General features: G+C 62.7%; 18 protein-coding genes. 7 read left to right on the forward strand and 11 right to left on the reverse strand.

Annotated elements, in window-relative coordinates; genetic code table 11:
- Positions 1 to 27: 27 nt before the first annotated feature.
- The 3 genes from pgsA to EYW45_RS23470 all read left to right on the forward strand — a co-directional run bounded on the left by pgsA (position 28) and on the right by EYW45_RS23470 (position 2,452).
- A complete protein-coding gene (gene pgsA / locus EYW45_RS23460) occupies positions 28 to 600 on the forward strand; it encodes a CDP-diacylglycerol--glycerol-3-phosphate 3-phosphatidyltransferase (protein WP_161137840.1) in 573 nt (190 codons plus the stop codon).
- Positions 597 to 2,000: an MFS transporter gene (locus EYW45_RS23465; protein WP_161137841.1), complete on the forward strand. Its 1,404-nt coding sequence runs from the start codon at positions 597 to 599 to the stop codon at positions 1,998 to 2,000. The genes pgsA and EYW45_RS23465 overlap by 4 nt, the downstream gene beginning before the upstream one ends.
- An 80-nt stretch (positions 2,001 to 2,080) precedes the next feature.
- Positions 2,081 to 2,452, forward strand: a complete 372-nt coding sequence (locus tag EYW45_RS23470; protein WP_161137842.1) for a hypothetical protein — start codon at positions 2,081 to 2,083, stop codon at positions 2,450 to 2,452.
- A 124-nt stretch (positions 2,453 to 2,576) separates the two neighbouring features.
- Here the strand turns inward: EYW45_RS23470 and EYW45_RS23475 are convergent, their stop codons facing one another.
- The 6 genes from EYW45_RS23475 to EYW45_RS23500 are packed head-to-tail and all read right to left on the reverse strand — an operon-like array spanning position 2,577 to position 8,629.
- On the reverse strand, positions 2,577 to 3,260 hold the full coding sequence (locus EYW45_RS23475; RefSeq protein WP_161137843.1) for a GntR family transcriptional regulator: 684 nt from the start codon (positions 3,258 to 3,260) through the stop codon (positions 2,577 to 2,579).
- Entirely contained in the window at positions 3,257 to 4,282 is a 1,026-nt protein-coding gene (locus EYW45_RS23480) for a Gfo/Idh/MocA family protein (RefSeq protein ID WP_161137844.1), read from the reverse strand. The genes EYW45_RS23475 and EYW45_RS23480 overlap by 4 nt, the downstream gene beginning before the upstream one ends.
- On the reverse strand, positions 4,279 to 5,400 hold the full coding sequence (locus EYW45_RS23485) for an ABC transporter ATP-binding protein (RefSeq protein ID WP_161137845.1): 1,122 nt from the start codon (positions 5,398 to 5,400) through the stop codon (positions 4,279 to 4,281). The genes EYW45_RS23480 and EYW45_RS23485 overlap by 4 nt, the downstream gene beginning before the upstream one ends.
- 42 nt (positions 5,401 to 5,442) lie before the next feature.
- On the reverse strand, positions 5,443 to 6,330 hold the full coding sequence (locus EYW45_RS23490; RefSeq protein WP_202444872.1) for a carbohydrate ABC transporter permease: 888 nt from the start codon (positions 6,328 to 6,330) through the stop codon (positions 5,443 to 5,445).
- 1 nt (position 6,331) lies between these two features.
- On the reverse strand, positions 6,332 to 7,294 hold the full coding sequence (locus tag EYW45_RS23495; RefSeq protein ID WP_161137846.1) for a carbohydrate ABC transporter permease: 963 nt from the start codon (positions 7,292 to 7,294) through the stop codon (positions 6,332 to 6,334).
- Positions 7,295 to 7,312: 18 nt separating this feature from the next.
- Entirely contained in the window at positions 7,313 to 8,629 is a 1,317-nt protein-coding gene (locus EYW45_RS23500; RefSeq protein ID WP_161137847.1) for an ABC transporter substrate-binding protein, read from the reverse strand.
- Positions 8,630 to 8,855: 226 nt separating this feature from the next.
- Here EYW45_RS23500 and EYW45_RS23505 point away from each other — a divergent pair, with 226 nt between their 5' ends.
- Positions 8,856 to 9,737: an amidohydrolase family protein gene (locus EYW45_RS23505; protein ID WP_161137848.1), complete on the forward strand. Its 882-nt coding sequence runs from the start codon at positions 8,856 to 8,858 to the stop codon at positions 9,735 to 9,737.
- Positions 9,738 to 9,749: 12 nt separating this feature from the next.
- On the opposite strand, the gene queF is transcribed toward EYW45_RS23505, so the two are convergent.
- The gene (gene queF / locus EYW45_RS23510) at positions 9,750 to 10,607 is read right to left on the reverse strand and encodes an NADPH-dependent 7-cyano-7-deazaguanine reductase QueF (protein WP_161137849.1); all 858 of its coding nucleotides are present in this window, start codon (positions 10,605 to 10,607) and stop codon (positions 9,750 to 9,752) included.
- Between the two features lie 321 nt (positions 10,608 to 10,928).
- On the opposite strand from queF, the gene aceA reads away from it, so the two are divergent.
- Positions 10,929 to 12,266 (forward strand): isocitrate lyase, encoded by a 1,338-nt coding sequence (gene aceA / locus EYW45_RS23515; RefSeq protein WP_161137850.1) that lies wholly within the window; start codon positions 10,929 to 10,931, stop codon positions 12,264 to 12,266.
- Positions 12,267 to 12,416: 150 nt separating this feature from the next.
- Here the strand turns inward: aceA and EYW45_RS23520 are convergent, their stop codons facing one another.
- Entirely contained in the window at positions 12,417 to 13,142 is a 726-nt protein-coding gene (locus tag EYW45_RS23520) for a helix-turn-helix domain-containing protein (RefSeq protein WP_161137851.1), read from the reverse strand.
- Positions 13,143 to 13,368: 226 nt separating this feature from the next.
- On the opposite strand from EYW45_RS23520, the gene clpB reads away from it, so the two are divergent.
- Positions 13,369 to 15,966, forward strand: coding sequence for an ATP-dependent chaperone ClpB (gene clpB / locus EYW45_RS23525; protein ID WP_161137852.1), 2,598 nt, complete (start codon positions 13,369 to 13,371; stop codon positions 15,964 to 15,966).
- 161 nt (positions 15,967 to 16,127) lie between these two features.
- On the opposite strand, the gene EYW45_RS23530 is transcribed toward clpB, so the two are convergent.
- Entirely contained in the window at positions 16,128 to 17,321 is a 1,194-nt protein-coding gene (locus EYW45_RS23530; RefSeq protein ID WP_161137853.1) for a GNAT family N-acetyltransferase, read from the reverse strand.
- A 212-nt stretch (positions 17,322 to 17,533) separates the two neighbouring features.
- On the opposite strand from EYW45_RS23530, the gene pdxR reads away from it, so the two are divergent.
- Positions 17,534 to 19,024, forward strand: a complete 1,491-nt coding sequence (pdxR, locus tag EYW45_RS23535; RefSeq protein WP_235939193.1) for a MocR-like pyridoxine biosynthesis transcription factor PdxR — start codon at positions 17,534 to 17,536, stop codon at positions 19,022 to 19,024.
- Between the two features lie 178 nt (positions 19,025 to 19,202).
- On the opposite strand, the gene EYW45_RS23540 is transcribed toward pdxR, so the two are convergent.
- Both EYW45_RS23540 and glnE read right to left on the reverse strand, forming a co-directional pair.
- A complete protein-coding gene (locus tag EYW45_RS23540; protein WP_161137854.1) occupies positions 19,203 to 19,877 on the reverse strand; it encodes an epoxyqueuosine reductase QueH in 675 nt (224 codons plus the stop codon).
- A 33-nt stretch (positions 19,878 to 19,910) separates the two neighbouring features.
- Positions 19,911 to 22,703, reverse strand: a complete 2,793-nt coding sequence (gene glnE, locus EYW45_RS23545; RefSeq protein WP_161137855.1) for a bifunctional [glutamate--ammonia ligase]-adenylyl-L-tyrosine phosphorylase/[glutamate--ammonia-ligase] adenylyltransferase — start codon at positions 22,701 to 22,703, stop codon at positions 19,911 to 19,913.
- Positions 22,704 to 22,777 lie beyond the last annotated feature (74 nt).

Below are 22,777 nucleotides of genomic sequence, written 5' to 3' on the forward strand. Positions count from 1 at the left end.
GAGCAACTGATGTAGCATACGCCCACCATGCCTTTAAACGTACCCATCATTCTGACCTGGCTGCGCATCGCCATGATTCCTATGGTGGTCGGGTTGTTCTATCTTCCCGACACCTGGATGTCAGTGCCGGTACGCGATACGCTCGCCGCGGCCGCCTTCGTGGTCGCCGCGCTCACCGACTGGTTCGATGGGTGGCTCGCCCGCCGTTGGAACCAGACGTCGGCCTTCGGCGCGTTCCTCGACCCCGTGGCCGACAAGCTGATGGTATGTGCCGCACTGCTCGTGCTGCTCGACCTGGGCCGCGTCGACGACTTCATTGCCCTCATCATCATCGGCCGTGAAATCACCATCTCCGCCTTGCGCGAATGGATGGCGCAGATCGGCGCCAGCGCCAGCGTGGCGGTGCATCGATTGGGCAAGTTCAAGACGGCCGCGCAGATGATCGCGATTCCGTGCTTGCTGTATTACCGCCCGGTGTATGGCGTCAGCGCCCACATCGTCGGCATGGTGCTGATCGTCATCGCGGCCATTCTCACGGTGTGGTCGATGTGCTATTACCTGCAGCGGGCCTGGCCCGCGATCCGGGAAAAATCGCAGTGAGCGCCACGCCAGCCTCTTGGGCCGGCGACGCGTCGGATACGCCGCAATTGCGGCGGCAGGACTGGCTGACCATCGCGGTCATCGGCATTGCCCACGCCGCCTCGCACTTCTTCCAGCTCGTTATCCCTTCCTTGTATGTGCCCCTCGCGCAGGCGTTCGACCTGGACTTTGCGCGCCTGGGCCTGCTCGTGTCGGCGTTTTATGTGGTGTCCGGCCTGGGGCAGGCCTCCTCCGGATTCGTGGTCGACCGCATCGGGGCCCGCCCGGTGTTGTGGTTCGGCTTGTCGTGCTTCGTTGCTGCCGCCATCCTGATCGGTACCGCCACCGGCTACGGCATGCTGCTGTTGGCGGCTTGCGTGGGGGGCGTAGGTAATTCGGTCTTTCACCCGGTCGACTACTCGCTCATCAATCATCGCATCAGTAGCCGGCGCCTCGGCCATGCCTTCAGCGCGCATGGGCTCACCGGCAGCCTCGGGTGGGCGCTGGCGCCGTTGTTCATCGCGACGCTTACCACGCTGTGGGGCTGGCGCGTCGCCGCGTTCGGCGTGGCCGTGCTCGTGGTGGTCGTGCTGGCACTCACGGTGTTTGCCCGCGGGTTGTTGACCTCGCCCGGCACGGCGCGCAAGGCAGCCCATAGTGCGAATAGCGCCGCCACAGGCGGGGCACCGGCAGCAGCAGGCTCGGCGTCCGCCGCCGTCTCGCCGGCCCAGGCCGACGCGGCCTTGCGTGCGGCCACCCCCGGCGAGCAGGTCGTGCCGCCCACATCGGTCGATGAGCCGGCCCCGGCCGTCGCCACGCCCACCGCGATGGAAACGCTGCGCGCGCTGTTGGCCAAACCCGCCTTATGGGGCGCCTTCCTCTTTTTCGCCTGCACGTCGATTGCGCTGTCGTCGGTGCAGAACTACACCATTCCGTTGCTCCACGACCTGTACGGTGTCACGGCCATTCTCGCCAGCTCGGCGTTGTCCGGCTATATGGTGGCCTCGGCAATCGGCATGATCGCAGGCGGGTTCCTCGTGTCGGCACAACCGCACGTCGAGCGCATCGTGGCGATTTCTTTGGTGCTGGCCGGAGCCACGCTGGTGCTGCTCGCCTCAGGCAGCGTACCCGCCGGCTGGGCGGCAGCCGTCATCATGGTGGCGGGTTTTTGCTCCGGCGTGGCCGCGCCTTCGCGCGACATGCTGATCCGCCGCGTGACGCCCAAGGGCGCCGTCGGCTCGGTCTATGGCCTCGTGTATTGCGGCATGGACGTGGGTGCGGCCGTGGGGCCGATGCTCTTCGGCTTGATGCTGGATGTGGGCATGCTGCGCGGCCCGTGGATCGGCGCCGGTATCGCTTTCGTTGCCGCGGCATTGCTCGCTCAATGGATTGCACTGAACGCGCGCCGGGCAGGGCAGTAGGGATGCCTGGCAAGCAGGGCGCAGTTCGGGCTGAAGCAGGCGATTGGGCTCGCGCCACGCGATCGAGATAGGCGAGCGCCATGACACGCGCGAGAAAGATGTGGGGCCTTGCCCTGGTGGTTGCGGCGTTGGTATACGCCTTCCTCAATCTTCGCGGGCTGCCCTACGAAGGCAGGCACTACAGCCCGAATCACCACTATTACTATCAGCTCTCGAGAACGTACGGCTTCTCGGATCTCGTCCCGCGCATGTCGATGCCGGGCGGGGGATCGGACTGGATGTATTACCTCGACGGCTATGTGCGGGTCTATCGCGTGCAGGACGATCAGCTCGTCGCGAAGAAATTCGTCGAGGGGATGCCAAACGCGCAGTTTCGTTGGTTCGAGACCCACTTGCTGTTCTTCGGTGCAGAAGGCGCGGACATGGTGCTGCTGCCCAGCGCTGCGGAGTAGGTCACGCGCGTCCGGGGCTGAATCACTCTGTGACTCCGTCTGGCGGTCAGTCAGTCACTTGTCACTCAGTCACCCGGCAGATCACTCACTCAAGCATTCGATCGGTCGATCCGTCCGCTGTCGCTCAGTCGTACTGCCCGCTGATTTTGCTCAAGTATTCCACCTTCGCGCTCTGCAGGTGATCCACGCACAATTGCGCAAGCGCCCAGCTGTCCGTGCCCTTGAGCAGCTGGATGATCATGTAGTGATCGCGTTCGGAGGCGATCGCGTGCGCATAGTCTGCCGTGCGTTTGGCGCGCACCGGCAACGTCAACCACATGTAGTGCTTGATCGATGCCACCAGGTATTGGTTGCCGCATGCGGCAAACATGGTCAGGTGAAACGCATCGTTGGCTTCATGCACGCCAGTGAAATCACGTGCCCGCAGGCACGCGCCGTAATGGGCATGAAGGCGCTCGAGTTCTTCCAGCACCGCGGCGGGCGCCGGCAGCGGGATGCGCAGGGCGGCTTGCCGTTGCAGCAATTCGCGCACTTCATAGATCTGACGCACTTCGGACGGGGTGAGCGATCGCACCGCCACACCCTTGTTCTTTTCCCGCACCACGATGCCGGTGCGTTCGAGATCGGCGAGCGCCTGGCGCACGAAATGGCGCGTAACGCGGAAGCGGGCGATCAAGGTGTCTTCGGTCAGGCGCTCACCCGGGGCGAGACGCCCGAAGATGATGTCCTCGCCCAAGGTCTTGGCAATGTCGGCCACGTCCAGCGCGGCTGCTTCCTCTGCCTGATCGATCAACGCCCGCTCCGTCATGACTGTTCCGTTGCACTGCCCCCACGTGCGTAAATGGCTTCGACCAGTGAAAGGGTCTGAAGATTGTCTTCGGGATTCGTTTCGAAGGGTGTGCCGCGATCGAGGCCGTCAACGAAATGCGCAATCGCCGCTGCGTAGGACCCGAGATAGGTCGTGGGGGCATCATATTGTAGCGTGGCGGCTTGCTCGCCCAGACAGCGCAACGTCATGCCTTCGAGCTCGATCGTGCCGCGCTCGCCGATGAGCGTGAGGCGATCGGACTGGGCCGCAGCGCGCCCATGCACCCGCAGGTTGGCCATCAACAGCACCGGCGCGCCTTGCGCCGTTTCGAAGCAGATCGCGGCACGGTCTTCACCGCGCATCGCCTCGCTGGCATGACCCAGGCGGGCGTACTGCAGCGATAGATCACCGAGCAGGTAGCGCAGGGTATCGATATGGTGGATCAGGATTTCCATGACCAGGGCGCGATCGAGCGTGCCGATGAAGGGCTGCCGTTCCAGTGCGGGCAGCAGCCCCTTGTCATCGGGCACCAGTCCCGAGGTGAAGAGCGTCATCTCGGCTTGCAACACGCGGCCGATCCGGCCTTCGGCCAGCCACGTCCCCAGGTCGCGGTAGTACTGCCGAAAACGCCAGTTCTCATGCACCATCAACCGGGTCTGGCCCGCGACATCGGCAACCACCTGTACGGCCTCGTCGTAGGTGGGCGCAAGCGGTTTCTGGCACATCACTGCCACGCCGCGCGAGGCGGCCAGGCGCACGAGCTGTGCATGGGTCTCGCGCGGTGCGGCGATATCCACAGCATCCAGGGTCATCCTGTCGAACATCGCTTCGGCTGATGCAAACACATGCGTGATGTTGAACGCTTCGGCCCGCCGATGCGCCTGGTCGAGGTTCGGATCGGCGATGGCCACGACCTCAGCCCGGTCCGCAATGGCCTGCCAACCCGCCAGATGATGCTGCGTGACCCATCCCGCGCCGATCAGCCCGACGCGCAACCGCGGTTCGATTGCCGGCGTGCTCATTGCAAACCGTCGTGCGGAATGGATTTTTCGGTGTGCGCGTCAAAGAGATAGATCGCGGATTCCGGTACGCGCAGCCCGATCCGGTCGCCCAGGCTGGCGGTGATGTCGCGATGCACGCGCGCGGTGACTTCGCCCGCGCCGTCATCGAGTTCGACCAGAACCAACGTCTCGGCACCGAGCGGCTCAACGCCGGATACCACGCCGCGCAGGCTATTTGCACCCTCGACCGCCGTCTCGACCGAGATCTCTTCCGGTCGCATGCCGATCAGCACCTCGCCTTCTCGCGGCAAGCCCGCGCCCACTTGCCGATTCCACCGCGCCAGCGACATCGACGCGCCTGCCAGACGCACGGCCGGCTGTCCCTGGTCGGTGTGCAGGCGTGCCTTGAGCACATTCATCGGCGGATTGCCCAGGAAACGCGCGACGAAGGCATCGGCCGGCTGACGGTACACGTCCAGAGGCTTGCCGATCTGCGCCACTCGGCCCTTATTCATCACGCAGATGCGCTGACCCATGGTCATGGCCTCGACCTGATCGTGCGTGACGTAGATGATCGTGGCGTCCAGTTGCTTGTGCAGGCGCACCAGTTCATTGCGCGTGCGCACGCGCAATGATGCATCGAGGTTGGACAGCGGTTCGTCGAATAGGAAGGCCTTGGGCTCGCGCACGATGGCGCGCCCCAGCGCCACGCGCTGGCGTTGGCCGCCCGACAGGGCAGCCGGCTTGCGGGCCAGCAATTCCGTCAGGCCCAGTACGGCCGCCGCGGCATTCACCCGCGATGTGATTTCGGCCGGGGCGACGTGGCGCCGCTTGAGTCCGAATGCGAGGTTGTCGGCCACGCTCATGTGCGGATAGAGCGCGTAGGACTGGAACACCATGGAGATGTCGCGATCCTTGGCGGGTACGTCGTTGACCTTGCGATCGCCGATGGCGAGCGTGCCTTCGCTGATCGACTCGAGCCCCGCAATCATGCGCAACGTGGTGGACTTGCCGCACCCCGAGGGCCCGAGCAGCACCATGAATTCGCCGTCCTTGACCGACAGCGACACATCTTCGACGGCGGCTTGGGCGGTGCCCTTGTAGCGCTTGTAGATATTTTCTAGGTGAACCGCAGCCAAGAGGATGCTCCTGTAGATGACACGAGAAAAACGTCGACGGCTTTACTTGACGGCACCGGCCGTCATGCCCTGGATCAGTTTTTCCGAGAAGAATGCGTAGAGGATGACGACGGGGATCACGGCGATCATCATGCCGGTGGCGATCATGCCGATATCCTGAAAGTAATCGCCCATGTAGGCGCGAATGCCCAACGGCAACGTACGCGAGTCCTGGTCGCTGAGCAGCACTACGGCAAACAGGAACTCGTTCCAGAGCTGGATGAAGTTGAGGATCACCGTGGTGGCAATCGCCGGCATGCCTACCGGCACCACGATGCGCCAGAAAATCTCGAAGTCCGAGTACCCGTCCATCTTGGCCGCATCGAAAAGATCCTGCGGAATGCGGGCAAAGAAGCTCTCGAGCAGATACACCGTGAGCGGCAATTGCAGGCTCACATACACGATCATCAATCCAAGGCGAGAGTTGTAGAGGTCATACTCGACCAACACCTGAAAGAGCGAGATCAGAATGATCTGCGGCGGGAAGACGATCGAACTGAAGAGAATGAAATACACCAGGCGGTTGCCGCGGAAGTTGTAGCGGGCCAGGCAATGCGCGGCGGCCGCGCCCAGCACCGTCACGATGGCCACTGCCGAGACCACGATCAGCGTGCTGTTCCAGAAGTACTGTGCGAAGTTGGAATCCACCCACGCAATGCGAAATTTTTCCCAGTGAAAGGTTTCCGGCCACGCGAAGTGGTTGGCGCTGATCTCCGCGGTGGTACGCAATGACATCGTGCCGACCCACACGAAGGGCAACGCCGAGTACAGCGTGTAAAGCACCACCACGGCCATCAGGCCGCCGTTGCGCAGCATGCGCGACAAGGTCTCGCCCACGCTTGCGCGCTGGCGGTAGGCAGGGACAGCATGAACCGCCGGCAGGTCTGCCATGTCAGTATTCCATCCGTTCGCGAGACCGGAACAAGAAGTTGAAGAGGAGCACGAAACCCACCACGACGAAGAACCACACCACGGCGATGGCCGAGGGGTAGCCGAGGTCGAAGGTGTTCCAGTTGAAGGCGCGCTTGTACACGTAGGTCGACACCGTTTCAGTGGCCCACACCGGGCCGCCCTCGGTCATGATCCACACCAGATCGAACACCTTCATCTTGCCGATGAAGGCGAGGATGTAGAGATTGAGCAAGGTGGGCCAGAGCATGGGCACGATGATGTGCACCAGCTTGTGCCACCAGCCGCAGTTATCGAGTTCGGCGGCTTCCAGCACTTCGGACGGCAGTGAGTGCAGGGCCGCCAGGCACACCACCATGTTGAAGCCCGCCCACTTCCAGGCGTGCGTCACGATCAGTGCACCCAGCGCATACTTCGGATCGCCCAGCCAGGCCTGCGCGAATCCACCCAGCCCCACCGCGCGCAGCAAGGCGTTGACCACGCCCCAGTCGTAGTTGTAGATCCACACCCACATGATGCCGACCACCACGTACGACAACAGTACGGGGGTGAACCAGGCCACGCGCAAGAAGCGCCCGAAACGCACGCCGGCATACAGGCACAACGCCAGCAGCAGCCCGACCACCACATCGAGAATGGGCCCCACCACCGACCAGATCGCGGTGTTGCGCACCGCGGCCCAGAACGTTTCATCGCGCAGCACGGCCAGATAATGATCCCAGCCCACGAACTCGGACGATGAGATGTCTGCGACCACGAAGAAACTGTTGTAGAACGTGCGCGCCACCGGATAGGCCGTCAGCGCGGCGTACACCAGCAGCGCCGGCGCGAGGAAGACCATCAAGGTAAACATCGACGCACGACGCGAGTCGGTTTCGGGCGCGGCAAACCAACGCGCCAGCACGCCGCGCAGGCCCGCCGGCGTTGGGGATGAGGAACGGGTCATGTCAGCGTTCCGACGACGTCAGGACTTCGCCGTGCAGGCGGCGTCCATCTGTGCGGTCGCCTCCTTCACGCTGAGAAACCCGCCCGGAAACGCCCGGTTGAGCACTTGCGCAAAGGTGTCGCCGCACTTGCCGCTCATGAAGTGCAGCGGTGTGCCGATGAAGAACGTGGCGCCTTCGCTGCGCTTGAGCAGCGCTTTGAAATAGGGCGCATAGATGCCGGTGATGCGCGACGGATCGGTCTTCACGCCGGTCTGCAACAGCACGCCTTCCATCCACTTGTTGCCGTTTTCCACGGTGGCGAGCGACTTCAGCATCTTGCCGGCGCATTCCTTTTTCTTGCTGCGGGCGTACATCACGTAGCTGCCGCCCACGGCGAGGGTCTTGCACTCGGGGCACTTGCTATCGCTCATCACGGGATAGTTCATCAGGCCAAGGGAAAAATCCTTGGGCTGCCCACCCTTGTCGGGCGAGACGAACGCGCGGCCCGTGTACCAGCTGGCGATGGGAAACATCAAGGCGCCGGGGTTGGTGTGGAAGTAATAGTGCGACTCGCCCAACTTCAACGTCGCCAGGCTCTTGGGATAGGCGCCCGCATCGACGAGTTCTTTCACCCAGGTCAGCGTTTCGACCACCCGCGGATCCTGGAAGCTGAGCTTGCCGGTCAGCAGGCGGCCGTAATCGTCGGGTCCCAATTTGCGCAGCAGCACTTCGCCGAGGAAATACGCGCCGGGATAAGGCCGGTCGCCCACGCCTTGCGCCAGCGGGGTGATGCCCGCCGCTACCGATTTCTTGACCATGTCGGTGAACTGGGCCTGGTTCATCTGGCCGTTTTCCGGCACCTGCACCCCAAGCTTTTTCATCAGGTCGACGTTGTAATACAGCTCGACTGAATAGGCTTCCTGCGGCATGGCGTATACCTTGCCTTCCCAGGTCCACGACCGCTTGGCCCAATCCTCGAGATTATTCAGGTCGATGTAGTTGTCGAGCGGTTCGAGATAGCCGCTCTTGGCGAATGCGATTTCGTCGGGTTCCAGCCAGAAGATATCCGGGGCCTGACCGGTGCGCACCGAGGTCTTGACTGAGGTGTAGAGGTCGGCTTTCTGCACAAACTGCAGGTTGACCTTGCATTGCGGATCGGCGGCCTCGAATTCCTTGACGCGCGCTTCGATGAACGTGCGCTTGGAGGCCTCGTCGGGCCAGTGGCTCCACATCGTGATGGTTTGCTGCTCGGCGGCAATCGCCTGTGCGCCGAGCGCGCACGTGAGGCCAAGCGCGGCGAGCGCAGCGAGAGTGGCGGACCGCCGGCGTGCGGGGGCCTTGAAAGGGGTGGTCATGAGGCGTCTCCAGTGGTTTTCTTTTTTCTAATGGTCACGCCCATGTTGCATGGTCGACGCCATCGCATTATTAATACTATAGAGCACCACGTCTTGCCGTCACTAGTGGTTTCCCGTAGATGTGCCTTGCAGTGAGCGGTAATTATTGATTAGTCTGCCGTGATTATTGACAATCCATCGGCCGCTTGGCATGTTCGCCCTTGTGCCGCGACCCTTGGATATCGTCTTGACCCTACCTCCCACACCCGACTGTGCCCCGCCGCCTCAGGTCTATGTGCCCAGCACGTCTTGGCTGCCCGCCCACGCGTGCGATACCCATTTGCACGTTTTCAATGATCCGATTGCTTATCCCCTCGCCACGGGTAGGGGCTATACCCCGCACGTCTGCACGCTCGACGACTACCGGCGCGTGATGCAGGCGCTCGGCGTCGACCGCGCCGTGCTGGTTCAGCCCAGCGTGTATGGGCTGGACAACCGCGCGCTGCTCGATGCATTGCGCGCCGGCGGTTCGCATTTCAGAGGCGTGGTCGTGCCGCCGCCTGATATCGGCGATGCGCAGTTGCAGCAGATGCACGACCTGGGCGTGCGGGGCATTCGTCTCAATCTGGTGAATCCGCACGTGCTCTCGACCACGGACGCGATCGGCCTGTGCCAGCGGGTGCGTCACCTGGGGTGGCATCTACAGGTGCAGATCCGTTTGACGTCGGCCAGTGGTGGCGGCGGCGCGACCGTGTGGGACCTGCGCACCTTGGCCGATCGCGCCGGCGTGCCGCTGGTCATCGATCACATGGGACGGCCGGATACGCCCGGCGATAGAGATGCTTTTGTCGACTTCTTCGCACGGTCGGCGTGTTGGGTGAAGCTCAGCGCGCCTTATCGGTTGAGCCGCCAACCTTGGCCGCACGACGATATCGGCAACTTCGCACAAGCATTGATCGCCGCGCGCGCCGGTGGGCTGCTTTGGGGCAGCGATTGGCCCCATACCGAGTTGTCCGGCGAGACGCCGCAGGCGGGTGCGCTGGCCGACCTGATCGATCGCTGGACGCTGGACGGTGCGGTGCGCCAGGCAATATTTGTCGACAACCCCGCGCGCCTGTATGCCTTCTAGCGTGCGCCGCTTCTATTGACGTGCCGTACGCAGGTCTGCCGGCGGCGGGGCGCCGGTATTGCTGCGCCAGGGATTGATGTCCAGTCCGCCACGGCGTGTGTAGCGCGCGTAGACGGATAGCGTCTGCGGGCGGCATTGCGCCATGATGTCGACAAACATGCGTTCCACGCAGTGCTCGTGAAACTCGGCGTGATCCCGAAACGACACCACATAACGCAGCAAGCCCGCGCGATCGATAGGCGCGCCACGGTAATCGATGTGCACGGTGGCCCAGTCGGGTTGGCCGGTAACGGGGCAATTGGATTTCAGCAACCGCGAGCGCAACGATTCCTGCACGATCGGTGCGGCGGCGTCGGCGCTCAGATAAGCGGCATCCGGCGAATAGCCAGTGATCTCGATGTCCTGGTCATCGATGTCGATACCCAAGCCTTCGCCCATGCGTAACGTGTGGAACTCGGCGGGCAGGATCAATGCAACCTGCACCGGGGCGCCGGCGGCGTGGCTCAAATCGTGTGTCAAACGTGCATGCAGTTCGTCGGCGTGACTCAAACGGGTGTTGTTGAACGCGTTCAAGTAGAGCTTGAAGGATTTCGACTCGATGATGTTGGGACTCGTCGCCGGAAACCAGAATCGTGCCATCGCCACCTGCGGCAAGCCGCGCGCATTCAACCACGACACCTCATACGCATTCCAGATATCGCAACCGTCGAACGGCAACGGGTGCGGTACGGCGCTGCCGGCGGAATTCCCGAGACTCGCCCACGCAAGGGCATCGCGATTGGTTGCCCGCGGAAGCGGAAACAACAGCGACGGATCGTATTGATTGGGGTATGCGACGGTGTGCCCCAACGGGGCGTCAGCCAAGGACATATAAGCGGCTTCAAGGGCGATGGATAGACCGCCCATTGTAGTCGTCAAGCCTGCCGTTTTTTCATGATGCAACATCGGCGTTTCACGCTATGAAACGCAATGCTGCAACGCGCTCACTGCGCATTTCATGCGCAGCGATGTCGTTTCGCACTGCGAAACGGCGCTTGCAAGTGGTTGATATCGTTAAATAATAAAATTCGTCTTGTAGAGGACTTGACTCGGTTTTGCACTGCACGACGCGCCTAGACTTTAGCCATCGAATCACCCGCTTTCAATCGACCGAAACCTGCCGGTTTCATACAAAGCCCCAAGGAGATAGTGATGTCTACACGTGAACATGCAGCGCGTCAGCTTCAGAACAACTGGGATCAGGATCCTCGCTGGCAAGGGATCAAGCGGGGCTATGGCCCCGAAGAGGTGGTGCGCCTGCGCGGCTCGATGCCGATCGCCCATTCGCTGGCGCGCAATGGTGCGGAGCGCTTGTGGCAGTTGCTGCAGGATGAGCCGTTCGTCAATTCGCTGGGTGCGATGACCGGTAACCAGGCGATGCAGCAAGTGAAGGCAGGCCTGAAGGCGATTTATCTGTCTGGCTGGCAGGTGGCGGGCGATGCGAACGGCGCCGGTGAGATGTACCCCGATCAGTCGCTGTATCCGGCCAACTCTGTGCCGCAGGTGGTTACGCGCATCAACAACGCACTCTCGCGCTGCGACCAGATTCAGTGGATGGAAGGCAAAGAGCCGGGCGACGCCGGCTACATCGATTACTTCGCACCGATCGTGGCCGATGCCGAAGCCGGCTTTGGCGGCGTGCTCAACGCCTTTGAGCTGATGAAAGCCATGATTGCCGCCGGCGCCGCTGGTGTGCACTTCGAGGATCAACTGGCATCGGTCAAGAAGTGCGGGCACATGGGGGGCAAGGTGCTGGTGCCCACACGAGATGCCGTGGCCAAGCTCGTATCGGCGCGGCTCGCGGCCGATGTGATGGGCGTACCCACGGTGCTTTTGGCGCGCACCGATGCGGATGCCGCCGATCTGGTGACGAGCGATATCGATGAAAACGACAAGCCATTCGTTACCGGTGAGCGCACGGTGGAAGGGTTTTACCGCACGCGCGCCGGCATCGATCAGGCGATCTCGCGCGGCCTGGCCTATGCCGCCTATGCCGATCTGATCTGGTGCGAAACGTCCACACCCAATCTCGACTACGCCAAGCGCTTTGCCGATGCCATTCATGCCAAATATCCGGGCAAGCTGCTGGCCTACAACTGCTCACCGTCGTTCAACTGGAAAAAGAATCTGGACGATGCCACGATCGCCAAGTTCCAGCGCGAGCTGGGGGCGATGGGCTACAAGTTCCAGTTCATTACGTTGGCCGGTTTCCATGCGCTGAACTACGGCATGTTCGAACTCGCCCACGGCTATGCGCGCAACCAGATGAGCGCCTTCGTCGAACTGCAGCAAAAGGAATTTGCCGCAGCCGATTTGGGGTTCACGGCGGTGAAGCATCAACGCGAGGTGGGCACGGGTTATTTTGATGCCGTTACGCAAGCCATCGAAGGCGGTCGATCATCGACCACCGCGCTGACCGGGTCAACGGAAGCCACGCAGTTCGATAGTCACGGGCATGAAGAAAGCCCGCGCGTGGTGCGCGCAGCGTAAGGGCGGGCAGTGTAGGGGCGGGAAGCGAAAGCGCGGGAGGCGCGTCGTCGCCCAATGTTGAGCCATAGGCGCGCAAGCCGCCAGGCAAACGGGCATCGTGAAGACGATGCCCGTTTGCGCTGGTGTGTGACCCGGATGAGCGTACGTGCTTCAGTGCTCGTCGCTCAGGATGCGCTGCAATTGCGGCATATCGATGATGCGCACGCTGCGCTGGCGCACATTGAGGACGCCGTCGCGCGCAAACTTCGAAAACAACCGGCTCACCGTTTCGAGCGTGAGCCCCAGGTGGTTGCCGATTTCTTCGCGGCTCATGCGCAGATTGAACTCGGCTTCGGAGTAGCCCAGGCGCGCATAGCGCTGCGAGAGGCTCATCAGGAACGACGCCAGGCGGCGTTCGGAACGCATCCCGCCCACCGTGTGCAGCAACTGCTGCGAGCGCAAGATCTCGCGGCCCATCAGGCGGCGAAACTGGTTTTGCAATGTGGGCAACGCTGTGGCCACTTTGTCGATCGCCTCGAGCTTGATCACGCACACCTCGGCATCTTCCAATGCCGTGGCACCCGACACATGCGTGCCGGTGGCCAAGCCGTCGAAGCCGATGAGTTCGCCTGCCAGATGAAACCCGGTGATTTGTGCGTGCCCGGCTTGATCCTCGATCTGCGTTTTGATCGAACCGAAGCGGATTGCAAACACCTCCCGCACCGGCTCGCCCAAACGGTACAAGGCGTCGCCGCGATTCAAGCGCGCACGATGAGAGATCAGTGCATCGAGCCGTTCGGCTTCGGCGGGGGCCATGCCGATCGTCACACACTCGTGCCCCAACGCGCAGGTGGCGCAATTCGGGTTCTCGAGGGGAGGCGTGACGCGTTTCAACATGCGAGTACGGTCGTTTTGAATGACATATGACGTATTGTAAGGAGTTAGACCGCGCCTGTGTGACGGAATTGACCCTTAAAAGGGCCGATGTTCGGTTTTCTCTGCGCAATTTGCCGAATTCGCGTTAGCGTGTCATGCGGCTATTGAAAAATGCGCCTTGCACCCGCACCTTTTGTGCATCGAGCCCGTGTCTGATGCGGCTCCCTTCTACAAGCAAAAAGAAATCATGCGATTCGACAAACTGACGACCAAGTTTCAGCAGGCGTTGGGCGATGCGCAAAGCGCGGCTGCCCGTAACGACCATCCCTATATCGAGCCGGTGCACGTGCTTGCCGCCATGTTGGGCGATCCCGATAGCGGGGCGTCCAGCCTGTTGGCGCGCGCCGGCGTCGCGGTCAACCGCGTCAATACGGCCCTGGACACCGCCATCAAGGGCCTGCCGCAAGTGCAGAACGGTGATGGCAATGTGCAGATCGGCCGCGATCTGCAGTCGGTGCTCACCCGCACCGATAAAGAAGCCGCCAAACGTGGCGACACCTATATTGCCGGCGAGCTTTTCCTGCTGGCGCTCGCCGACGACAAGGGCGAGGCCGGTCGCATCCTGCGTGATGCGGGCCTGCAGAAAAAAGCCCTCGAAGCGGCCGTGGACGCCGTGCGTGGGGGCCAGAACGTCACCGGTGCCGAAGGCGAGTCCAACCGCGAAGCGCTGAGCAAGTACACCCAGGATCTGACGGCACGCGCACGCGAAGGCAAGCTCGATCCGGTGATCGGCCGCGACGATGAAATTCGCCGCACGATCCAGATCCTGCAGCGCCGCACGAAAAACAATCCCGTGCTGATCGGTGAACCCGGCGTGGGCAAGACGGCCATCGTCGAAGGGCTCGCGCAACGCATCATCAATGATGAAGTGCCTGAAACGCTGCGCGGCAAACGCGTGCTGTCGCTGGATCTGGCCGCGCTTCTGGCCGGCGCGAAGTATCGCGGCGAGTTTGAAGAGCGTCTGAAGTCGGTGCTCAAGGAGTTGGCTGCCGATGACGGCAGCAACATCGTCTTCATCGACGAGCTGCATACGATGGTGGGTGCAGGCAAGGCCGAAGGCGCACTGGATGCGGGCAATATGCTCAAGCCGGCGCTGGCGCGCGGCGAGCTGCATTGCATCGGCGCCACCACGCTGGACGAGTACCGCAAGTACATCGAGAAAGATGCCGCGCTCGAGCGCCGTTTCCAGAAGGTGCTGATCAACGAGCCCGATGTGGAGTCGACCATCGCCATCCTGCGCGGGTTGCAGGAACGCTATGAGCTGCACCATGGGGTGCAGATCACCGATCCCGCGATCGTGGCGGCGGCGGAGTTGTCGCATCGCTACATCACCGATCGGTTCCTGCCGGACAAGGCCATCGATTTGATCGATGAAGCGGGTGCACGCATCCGCATGGAAATCGATTCCAAGCCCGAGGTTATGGATCGCCTGGACCGGCGCATCATTCAGTTGAAGATCGAGCGCGAAGCCGTCAAACGCGAGTCCGATGATGCGTCCAAGCGCCGTCTGCAAGCGATCGAGGAAGAGCTCGAGAAGCTGCAACGCGAGTACAACGATTTCGAGGAGATCTGGAAAGCCGAGAAAGCCGCCGTGCAAGGCAGCCAAGCCATCAAGGAAGAGATCGAGCATGTGCGCGGCGAGATGGCCGAGCTGCAACGCAAGGGTCAATTCGATAAGCTGGCCGAGCTGCAATACAGCAAGCTGCCTGAGCTCGAAGCGCGCCTGAAGGCCGCCGAAAGCAATGCGGACGAAGCGCCCAAGCCGGGCGACAAGCCGCGCCTGCTGCGCACGCAGGTGGGGGCAGAGGAAATTGCCGAAGTCGTGTCGCGTGCCACCGGCATTCCGGTGTCCAAGATGATGCAGGGTGAGCGCGACAAGCTGCTCAGCATGGAAAGCTATCTGCACAATCGTGTGGTGGGGCAGGATGAAGCCGTCAGCCTGGTGTCCGATGCGATTCGTCGTTCACGCGCCGGGTTGTCGGATCCGCAGCGGCCCTATGGTTCGTTCCTTTTCCTGGGTCCGACGGGCGTCGGGAAGACCGAACTCACGCGTGCCTTGGCCGAGTTCCTGTTCGATTCGCAAGATCATCTGGTGCGCATCGACATGAGCGAATTCATGGAGAAGCATTCGGTGGCGCGCTTGATCGGTGCACCGCCGGGATATGTGGGCTACGAAGAGGGCGGTTATCTGACGGAAGCCGTGCGGCGCAAGCCCTACAGCGTGATCCTGCTCGACGAGGTCGAGAAGGCGCATCCTGATGTCTTCAACGTGCTGTTGCAGGTGCTGGACGATGGCCGCTTGACCGATGGCCAAGGCCGCACGGTCGACTTCCGCAATACGGTGATCGTGATGACGTCCAACCTGGGCTCGCATCACATCCAGGCGATGGCCGGTCAGCCGTACGAGGAAATCAAGTCGGCGGTGTGGGATGAGCTGAAGGTAAGTTTCCGTCCGGAGTTCCTCAATCGGATCGACGAAGTGGTCGTGTTCCATGGGTTGGATGCCAAGCACATCGAATCGATCGCCACGATTCAACTGCAACGTCTGCGCGAGCGTTTGGCGCAGCAGGACATGACGCTGGAAGTGACGGATGCCGCGCTGGCGGAAATCGCTCGCGGGGGCTTCGATCCGGTGTTCGGCGCGCGGCCGTTGAAGCGCGCGATTCAGCAGAAGATCGAGAACCCGGTGTCACGCCTGATCCTCGAAGGCAAGTTCGGCCCGCGCGATGTGGTGCCGGTGGATTGGCAGGACGGCAAGTTCGTCTTTACGCGCACGCTGCAGTAAGCAAGACAGGCAGCGGTCCCGATGCACTTGGGATCCGTTGCCGACTACTGGACCAGGCCCACCTGCAGTCAATCCAAAGACCGCGATCGTCACCGATCGCGGTCTTTTTTTTGCGTTTCTTTCTGACCGGTGTCAGGCGGACGCGACGCCGCTCATTACCCTCAAGGCTGGCGGCGATACTGGATGAATCCCGCGTTTTGCGCCACCTTGTCATACAGCGCTCGGCCGGCTTCATTGCTCTCGTGCGTGAGCCAATACAGGCGGCCTGCACCGGCCTGGCTCGCATGCGCGCTGACCGCTTCGATGAGCGCACGACCCACGCCGCTGCCCCGCGATTCGGGCACCGTAAACAGGTCCTGCAGATAGCAGTACATGCCTTCCGTCCACGTCGAGCGATGATAGATCGCGTGCACGATGCCGACGAGCCGGTCCTGGGAATCGAAGGCCCCTAAAACGAACATCGGCTCTGCGGCATCGTGCAGACGCGACCAGGTGAGCCGATCGATCGCGTCGCCCAACGTCACGTTATAAAACGTTTGATAGCCGCGCCACAGCGGCAGCCATTGAGCGTAGTCGGCTTCGGTCAACGCACGAATCGTGGGGGGAGGCTGGCGCACCGGCGGCACGGCGGCACCGTCGGTGTCGAGGGCGTTGCGGATGTCCGTCAGCGATACGCGCTGCCGGCCCTGTGCGTCGAAGTTTTCCGGTGCCAGCCAGCGTTCGAACGCCGCGCCTACCGCAGGCCATTCGCGATCGGTAATCGAGAACCACGCCGTGTCGCGGCTGCGGCCTTTGTAGACGAGCGCCTGCCTGAAGATGCCCTCGAATTGGAAACCCAGGCGCTCGGCTGTCTTGCGCGAGGGGGCATTCAAGCTGTCGCACTTCCATTCGTAGCGCCGGTAGCCCAGCGCATCGAAGGCATATTGCATCAACAGATACTGGGCTTCGGTGGAGATCGCGGTGCGCTTGAGCAGTGGGGAAAAATTGACGTTGCCGACTTCGATTACGCCGTTGGCCGGATCGATGCGCATCAACGAATAGGTGCCCACCGCGCGACCCGTTTTCAGATCGATGATGGCAAAGTGCAGGGGGTCGGTGCTGGCCGCGGCGCCTTCGAGATACGTGCGGAAGCTGGCCTGGTCGGCAAACGGACCCACCGTGAGATAGGTCCAGTCGCGAGCGTCTGCGGCCTGCACGTAGGCGGCATAGAGATCGTCGCCATGGCGCGCGGCATCCAGCGGCTCGATGCGGCAGTGGCTGCCATCGAGCGTGGTGCGCGCAGGACGGGGGCGTGCAGTCCATTGGGGCAGATCGGGGCCCACGGGTTGTTGGTACGCATTCAATACGGCTGACATGGGCAGACTTCTTCTCGTAAAGCGGCTGGCGACGTGCCGGCCCCAACGAAAAGATAGCGCTTGCCAGGCACCTCGGAAAGTTCCAGATGGCGTACATTTAATGGTGCCACGCAATGGATTGCTGGCCCGACCACACAATGAGTTGCTTGCCCGACCACACAATGACGCCATGCCCGCGTCGATCGTTCAAATTGACAGGCCCTGACCCTTCGATGACTCTCGACATGCTGCCCCAAAGCCGCACCCGCTTCGATGACTGGGCGCAAACGCTGCTCGATGCGCCGCTGGCACGCGACGGCGACGCCCCGTCTTTGCAGCGCCAGTTGCACACCCGTTTGCGCATGGCGATTCTGGGGGGACGGCTGCTGCCGGGTAGCCGGCTGCCCGGCACGCGTGCTTTGGCGCAGTCGCTAGGCATCTCACGCAACACGGTTACGTCGGCCTATGAGCAGCTTGCCGCCGAGGGCTTCCTCCATCCCGACCGGCAGGGTACGAAAGTGGCGGCGTTGTCGCGTCCGGCCACACCGGCACGGAAAGCGCACGCGCCCGTGGCTGCCGACCGGGTGACGCGCTTGCAGCGGTCGCGCCCGCGTGGCGACAGCACAGCCGCCTTGCGGCCCGGCATTCCGGCGCTGTCGCATTTCCCGTTGGCGGCATGGCGCCGCACGCTCGATCGCACGTTGCGTCATGCCGGTCCGGCGACCCTCGGCTATGGCGCGCCGGCCGGCGAACCCGCGCTGCGCGCGTCCATTGCCCGTCATTTGGCGATCGCGCGCGGTGTGCGATGCGAAGCCGATCAAGTCATCATCACGGAAGGCGCGCAGGAGGCGTTGTCGTTGTGCGTGCGGTTGCTCTCCAATCCTGGTGATACCGCCTGGATCGAAGAGCCCGGCTATCGGGGGGCCCGCGCTGCCATGCATGGGGGCGACCTGCGTATCTTACCGATGCGCGTCGACGCCGACGGTATCGTGGCCACGCGAGAGGATTGGCGTACCCAACCGCCGCGCCTGGTGTACGCGACGCCGTCGCACCAGTACCCCGCCGGCGCCGTGTTGACCATTGCTCGCCGCCTCGCGCTGATCGACGCGGCACGCACGCATGGGGCGTGGATTATCGAAGACGACTACGACAGCGAGTTTCGCCATGCCGGAGAGCCTATCGTGGCCATGCAGGGGCTGGTCGAGGACGCACCGGTGCTGTATGTGGGCACGTTCAGCAAGACGATGTTTCCCGCACTGCGATTGGGATTTATCGTCTTGCCGCAAGCGTTGATGGTCGATATGGCGCAGCCGTTGTCCGAGCTGTTGCGTGGCGGCCATCGTCACGAGCAACTGGCGCTCGCCGAGTTCATCGAAAGCGGTCAATTTGCCCGGCATCTCGGCCGCATGCGCCGGCTTTATCGCGAGCGGCAATTGGGCTTGCGCGAGGCGCTCGGCCTGCACCTGGACGTGCCGCACGAGATCCTGGGCGGTCATAGCGGCCTGCATTTGACCGTGCGCCTGCCCGCAGCCTATCCCGATGAGCGCATTGCGACAGACGCCAGGCAGCACGGCATGGCACCGGATCCCTTATCGGGTTTCGCGATGTGCCGTGGGGTTGAAGATAACGGGCTGGTGCTGGGCTACGGCAATACGTCAGCCGAATTGTTCGAACCCTTGGTGCGCCGCCTGTCGCAAGTGGCACGTGAGGCAACTGGCACGTGAGGCACAACTGGCACGTGAGGCACAACGGGCACATGAGGCGCCACGGGCACTTGACGCGGATGGCGCCCATGGCGCAAATGACGCACCAGATGCGCATCACCTCTGCCGGCGGATGTAAAAACAGCCGCATGAGTGCGGCTGCGATGCAGATATCGAAACGTCGCGCTGCGCGCCAGGCTTACAGCGTCTCGTCGTTGACCAAGCCATCCTTGCCGTAGAACTTCACACCGATATAGATCCGGTCGCGGCCCTGCGAACGGCGATGGCGGTTGGTGTCGCGCAGCGAATACACGCAGCCGCAATACTCCTGCTGATAGAAGTTCTCGCGTTTGCTGATTTCGATCATGCGCGCCGAGCCGCCACCTTTGCGCCAGTTGTAGGTCCAGTACACCAGATCGTCGTAGCGGGCGGCCGCGCGTTCACCACAGCCATTGATCTGCTGCATGTCCTTCCAGCGCGAAATCCCCAGTGAACTGGTGATCGTGTCGTAGCCGTGCTCGTGCGCGTAGAGCGCCGTGCGCTCGAAGCGCATGTCGAAGCATTGCGTGCACCGTTCGCCGCGCTCGGGTTCGTTCTCGAGCCCCTTGATGCGATCGAACCAGTTATCCATGTCGTAATCGGCATCGATGAACGGGATGCCGTGCTGCTCCGCGAAGCGGATATTTTCCTGCTTGCGGATCTCGTATTCCTTCACCGGATGGATATTCGGGTTGTAGAAATAGATGGCGTAGTCGATCCCGGAAGCCTGCATGGCTTCCATGACTTCGCCCGAGCAGGGCGCGCAACACGAGTGCATGAGCACCTTGCTGCGGCCGGGCGGCAGATCCAGCTTGGGGCGCACGAATTCGGACATAGCTTCAACGATCTTCTGGGTAAAAGCGCTATTTTACGCTTTCGTCGCCGGGGCGTCTGCGCCCAGCACCGATTGCCACAGGGCATCGACGGCAGCCCGGTGCGCGGCCATCTTTTCGGGTGCGACGCGCGCACGCTCATGGCCCTGCATGCGCAACTGATGCTGCAGCCGGCGAAACACGCGATAGGCGTTGCCGGCATTTTCGGCGATATCGGGGGCGATGAGGCCCGCGCGTGCCGCCAGGCGCAGCAGGGTGATGTTGCCCAGGTTCTCGGCCAGGTCAGGATGGGCAGCCGATTGCAGCAACACCAGAAATTGCGTCGTGAATTCCACATCGACCATGCCGCCATGGTCGTGTTTGAGATCGAAACGGTCGCTGGTGTTGCGATGGCCCACGCCGATTTTCTCGCGCATGCCCCACACTTCTTCGCGCAACCGTTCCGGATCGCGCGGCATCAGCAGCACGTCGCGGCGGATCTTTTCAAACTGCTCGCCCACGGCGGCGTGACCCGCCGCGAACCGGGCGCGCGTGATGGCCTGGTGCTCCCATACCCACGCATGCTTCTGCTGATAATAGGCAAAGGCTTCGACCGACACGGCCAGCAGCCCGGCATCGCCATCGGGGCGCAGCCGCAGATCGACTTCGTACAGCCGGCCCGAAGACGTCATGGTCGATAGCCACGATGTCATGCGGCGCCCCAGCTTTGCATACACCTCGGCCGCGTCGTCCCGGTCGTCGTCAAACAGGAACACGATGTCCAGATCGGAGACGTAGCCCAGTTCCTTGCCGCCCAATTTGCCGTAGGCGATCACGGCAAATTTCGGTTCCAGCTCGGGCCGCTTGTTGACCAGCGGCCACACGCGCCGGATCGTCTCGTCCAGCAGCAGATCGGCCAGGGCAGACAATTGATCCGCCAGCTTTTCCACCGTGAGCTCGTTTTCGAGATCCTGCGCCAGCAACTGGAAGCTTGCCTGGCGTTGCACGTCACGCATCAGATTCATCTGGCGTTCGACGTCGGGTTCGCCATCGGGCAAGACGCAGGCATTCAGGTCGCGCGTCAGTTGGGCGGCGATCTGCGGAAAATCCAGCGGTTGGAAGAGGGTGCGCCAGTCGATGAGGCTGTCGAGCAGCAGCGGGTGCTGCGTGAGATATTGCGCCGCCCAAGGGCTGGCGGCCATCATGCGGGCCACGCGCGCCAGCGTTTCCGGAAACTCGGCCAGGAGGGCCAGATACGCGCTGCGTTGCGCGATGGTTTCGATCAGATCCAGCAGCCGCGCAGCCGCTTCGATCGGCGCGTCCGTGCGGGCGGCCGCTTGCAGGGCGGCGGGCAGCAGCACCTCCAGGCGCTTGCGGCTGTTGTCGGGCAAGGTGCGCACCCGATGACTGCGTTGCAGGGCTTCAACCCGTTGCAGCAATGGCGTGGTATCGCCACTGAAAGCCGTTTCGACGAGCGTCGTGAGCCGTGTTTCGGCGTCGTCGGGCGTAGCGTCGGCGCAGGGTTGCGGCGTCTCGCTGCTGCTCTCGCTTTCGATGCCTGCCGTACGAAATGCGTTGCGAAAGGTTTGCGCTACGAAGGCGCGATGCGCCGCCAATTCGGCTTCGAACGCGTCCGGCGTCTGGCGCATGGCCGCCGCAAGCAGTACGCGCAGTTCCGGATCCGAGGGCAGCAAATGCGTTTGTGCATCCTCGCGGTACTGCAGCGCGTGTTCCACCTGGCGCAAGAACCCATACGCCGCGGCGAGCCGGTCGGCGTCGTCCGGCTGCAGCACGCCGGCGTCGCGCTCGCACTGCAGCGCTTCCAGCAATCCCCGCAGTTGAAGCGCCGGCATGCGGCCGCCACGGATCAACTGCGACAGTTGCACCACGAATTCGATCTCGCGGATGCCGCCGTCGCCCAGTTTGATGTTGTTGGCCGTATCGATGCCGCTGCGGGCAGAGGCACGGCGCTCCCAATCCTGGCGGATGCGTTCGCGCAGCGATCGCAGCGACGCCAGCGCATCGAAATCGAAGTACTTGCGATAGACGAATGCCGTGCGCAACATCTCGAGTTGGCGATATTGCGCCGTGCTGTCGCTGCCTTCGAACGCCGTGGCGGCGATCGGGCGCGCCTTCAGCCAGGCATAACGTTCCCACTCACGCCCCTGACCGACGAGATAATTCTCGAATGCCTCCAGGCTCCACGCGAGCGGTCCGCCGTCGCCATCGGGCCGCAGCCGCAGGTCGGTGCGAAACACCTGTCCGTTGGCATCCACCTCTGAGATGATCGGCATCATGCGGCGGGTCAGCCGGCCATAGAACTCGTGGTGGCTGATCGGGCGCCGGCCGTCGGTTTCGCCTTCCTCGCCGTAGAGCATCACCAGATCGATGTCCGACGACACGTTCAGTTCGCAACCGCCCAATTTGCCCATGCCCATGATGAGCATTTCTTGAGGCGCGCCGGTGGCGGGGTCGCGCGGCATGCCGTGCACCTCGACCATTTCGGCGGCCACGCAACGATATGCCGCGGCGACCGCAAGATCGGCCAGCGCCGTCATGGCACCGACCACTTCGGCCAGTGGCGCCTGGCCCGCGATATCGCGGGCCATCAACGTGCAAAACACACGCTCACGCAATTGTCGCAAGCTCGCCCGGCAACGCTCCTGCGTCAAATGTGCCCCCAGCGGTGCGCCCGACAACGTTTCAAACCAATTCGTGAGCACGGCGGGCGTGACCGGGGACTGGACGGTGTTTTCGAGGCAGGATCTGAGCGCCGGCAAGGCATCCAGGCGACGACGCAGGTGTCCGGACCAGGCAAGGGCGGGGGCAAGCGATACGGAAGCGGACATAAGTTGTAAGGTGTTCGAGAGACGGCGGGACGTGATTCGGGTATAAGTGGGGACAATACCGCATGTCGCCCACT

Source organism: Schauerella aestuarii (assembly GCF_009866805.1).
In the GTDB taxonomy this organism is placed as follows: Bacteria; Pseudomonadota; Gammaproteobacteria; order Burkholderiales; family Burkholderiaceae_B; genus Schauerella; species Schauerella aestuarii.

Bases quoted from the DNA above. Each gene is read 5' to 3' on its own strand.
- pgsA (WP_161137840.1), top strand. From the start codon at position 28: ATGCCTTTAAACGTACCCATCATTCTGACCTGGCTGCGCATCGCCATG.
- EYW45_RS23470 (WP_161137842.1), top strand. From the start codon at position 2,081: ATGACACGCGCGAGAAAGATGTGGGGCCTTGCCCTGGTGGTTGCGGCG.
- EYW45_RS23475 (WP_161137843.1), bottom strand. From the start codon at position 3,260: ATGACGGAGCGGGCGTTGATCGATCAGGCAGAGGAAGCAGCCGCGCTG.
- EYW45_RS23480 (WP_161137844.1), bottom strand. From the start codon at position 4,282: ATGAGCACGCCGGCAATCGAACCGCGGTTGCGCGTCGGGCTGATCGGC.
- EYW45_RS23490 (WP_202444872.1), bottom strand. From the start codon at position 6,330: ATGGCAGACCTGCCGGCGGTTCATGCTGTCCCTGCCTACCGCCAGCGC.
- EYW45_RS23495 (WP_161137846.1), bottom strand. From the start codon at position 7,294: ATGACCCGTTCCTCATCCCCAACGCCGGCGGGCCTGCGCGGCGTGCTG.
- EYW45_RS23500 (WP_161137847.1), bottom strand. From the start codon at position 8,629: ATGACCACCCCTTTCAAGGCCCCCGCACGCCGGCGGTCCGCCACTCTC.
- queF (WP_161137849.1), bottom strand. From the start codon at position 10,607: ATGTCCTTGGCTGACGCCCCGTTGGGGCACACCGTCGCATACCCCAAT.
- aceA (WP_161137850.1), top strand. From the start codon at position 10,929: ATGTCTACACGTGAACATGCAGCGCGTCAGCTTCAGAACAACTGGGAT.
- EYW45_RS23520 (WP_161137851.1), bottom strand. From the start codon at position 13,142: ATGTTGAAACGCGTCACGCCTCCCCTCGAGAACCCGAATTGCGCCACC.
- clpB (WP_161137852.1), top strand. From the start codon at position 13,369: ATGCGATTCGACAAACTGACGACCAAGTTTCAGCAGGCGTTGGGCGAT.
- EYW45_RS23530 (WP_161137853.1), bottom strand. From the start codon at position 17,321: ATGTCAGCCGTATTGAATGCGTACCAACAACCCGTGGGCCCCGATCTG.
- pdxR (WP_235939193.1), top strand. From the start codon at position 17,534: ATGACTCTCGACATGCTGCCCCAAAGCCGCACCCGCTTCGATGACTGG.
- EYW45_RS23540 (WP_161137854.1), bottom strand. From the start codon at position 19,877: ATGTCCGAATTCGTGCGCCCCAAGCTGGATCTGCCGCCCGGCCGCAGC.
- glnE (WP_161137855.1), bottom strand. From the start codon at position 22,703: ATGTCCGCTTCCGTATCGCTTGCCCCCGCCCTTGCCTGGTCCGGACAC.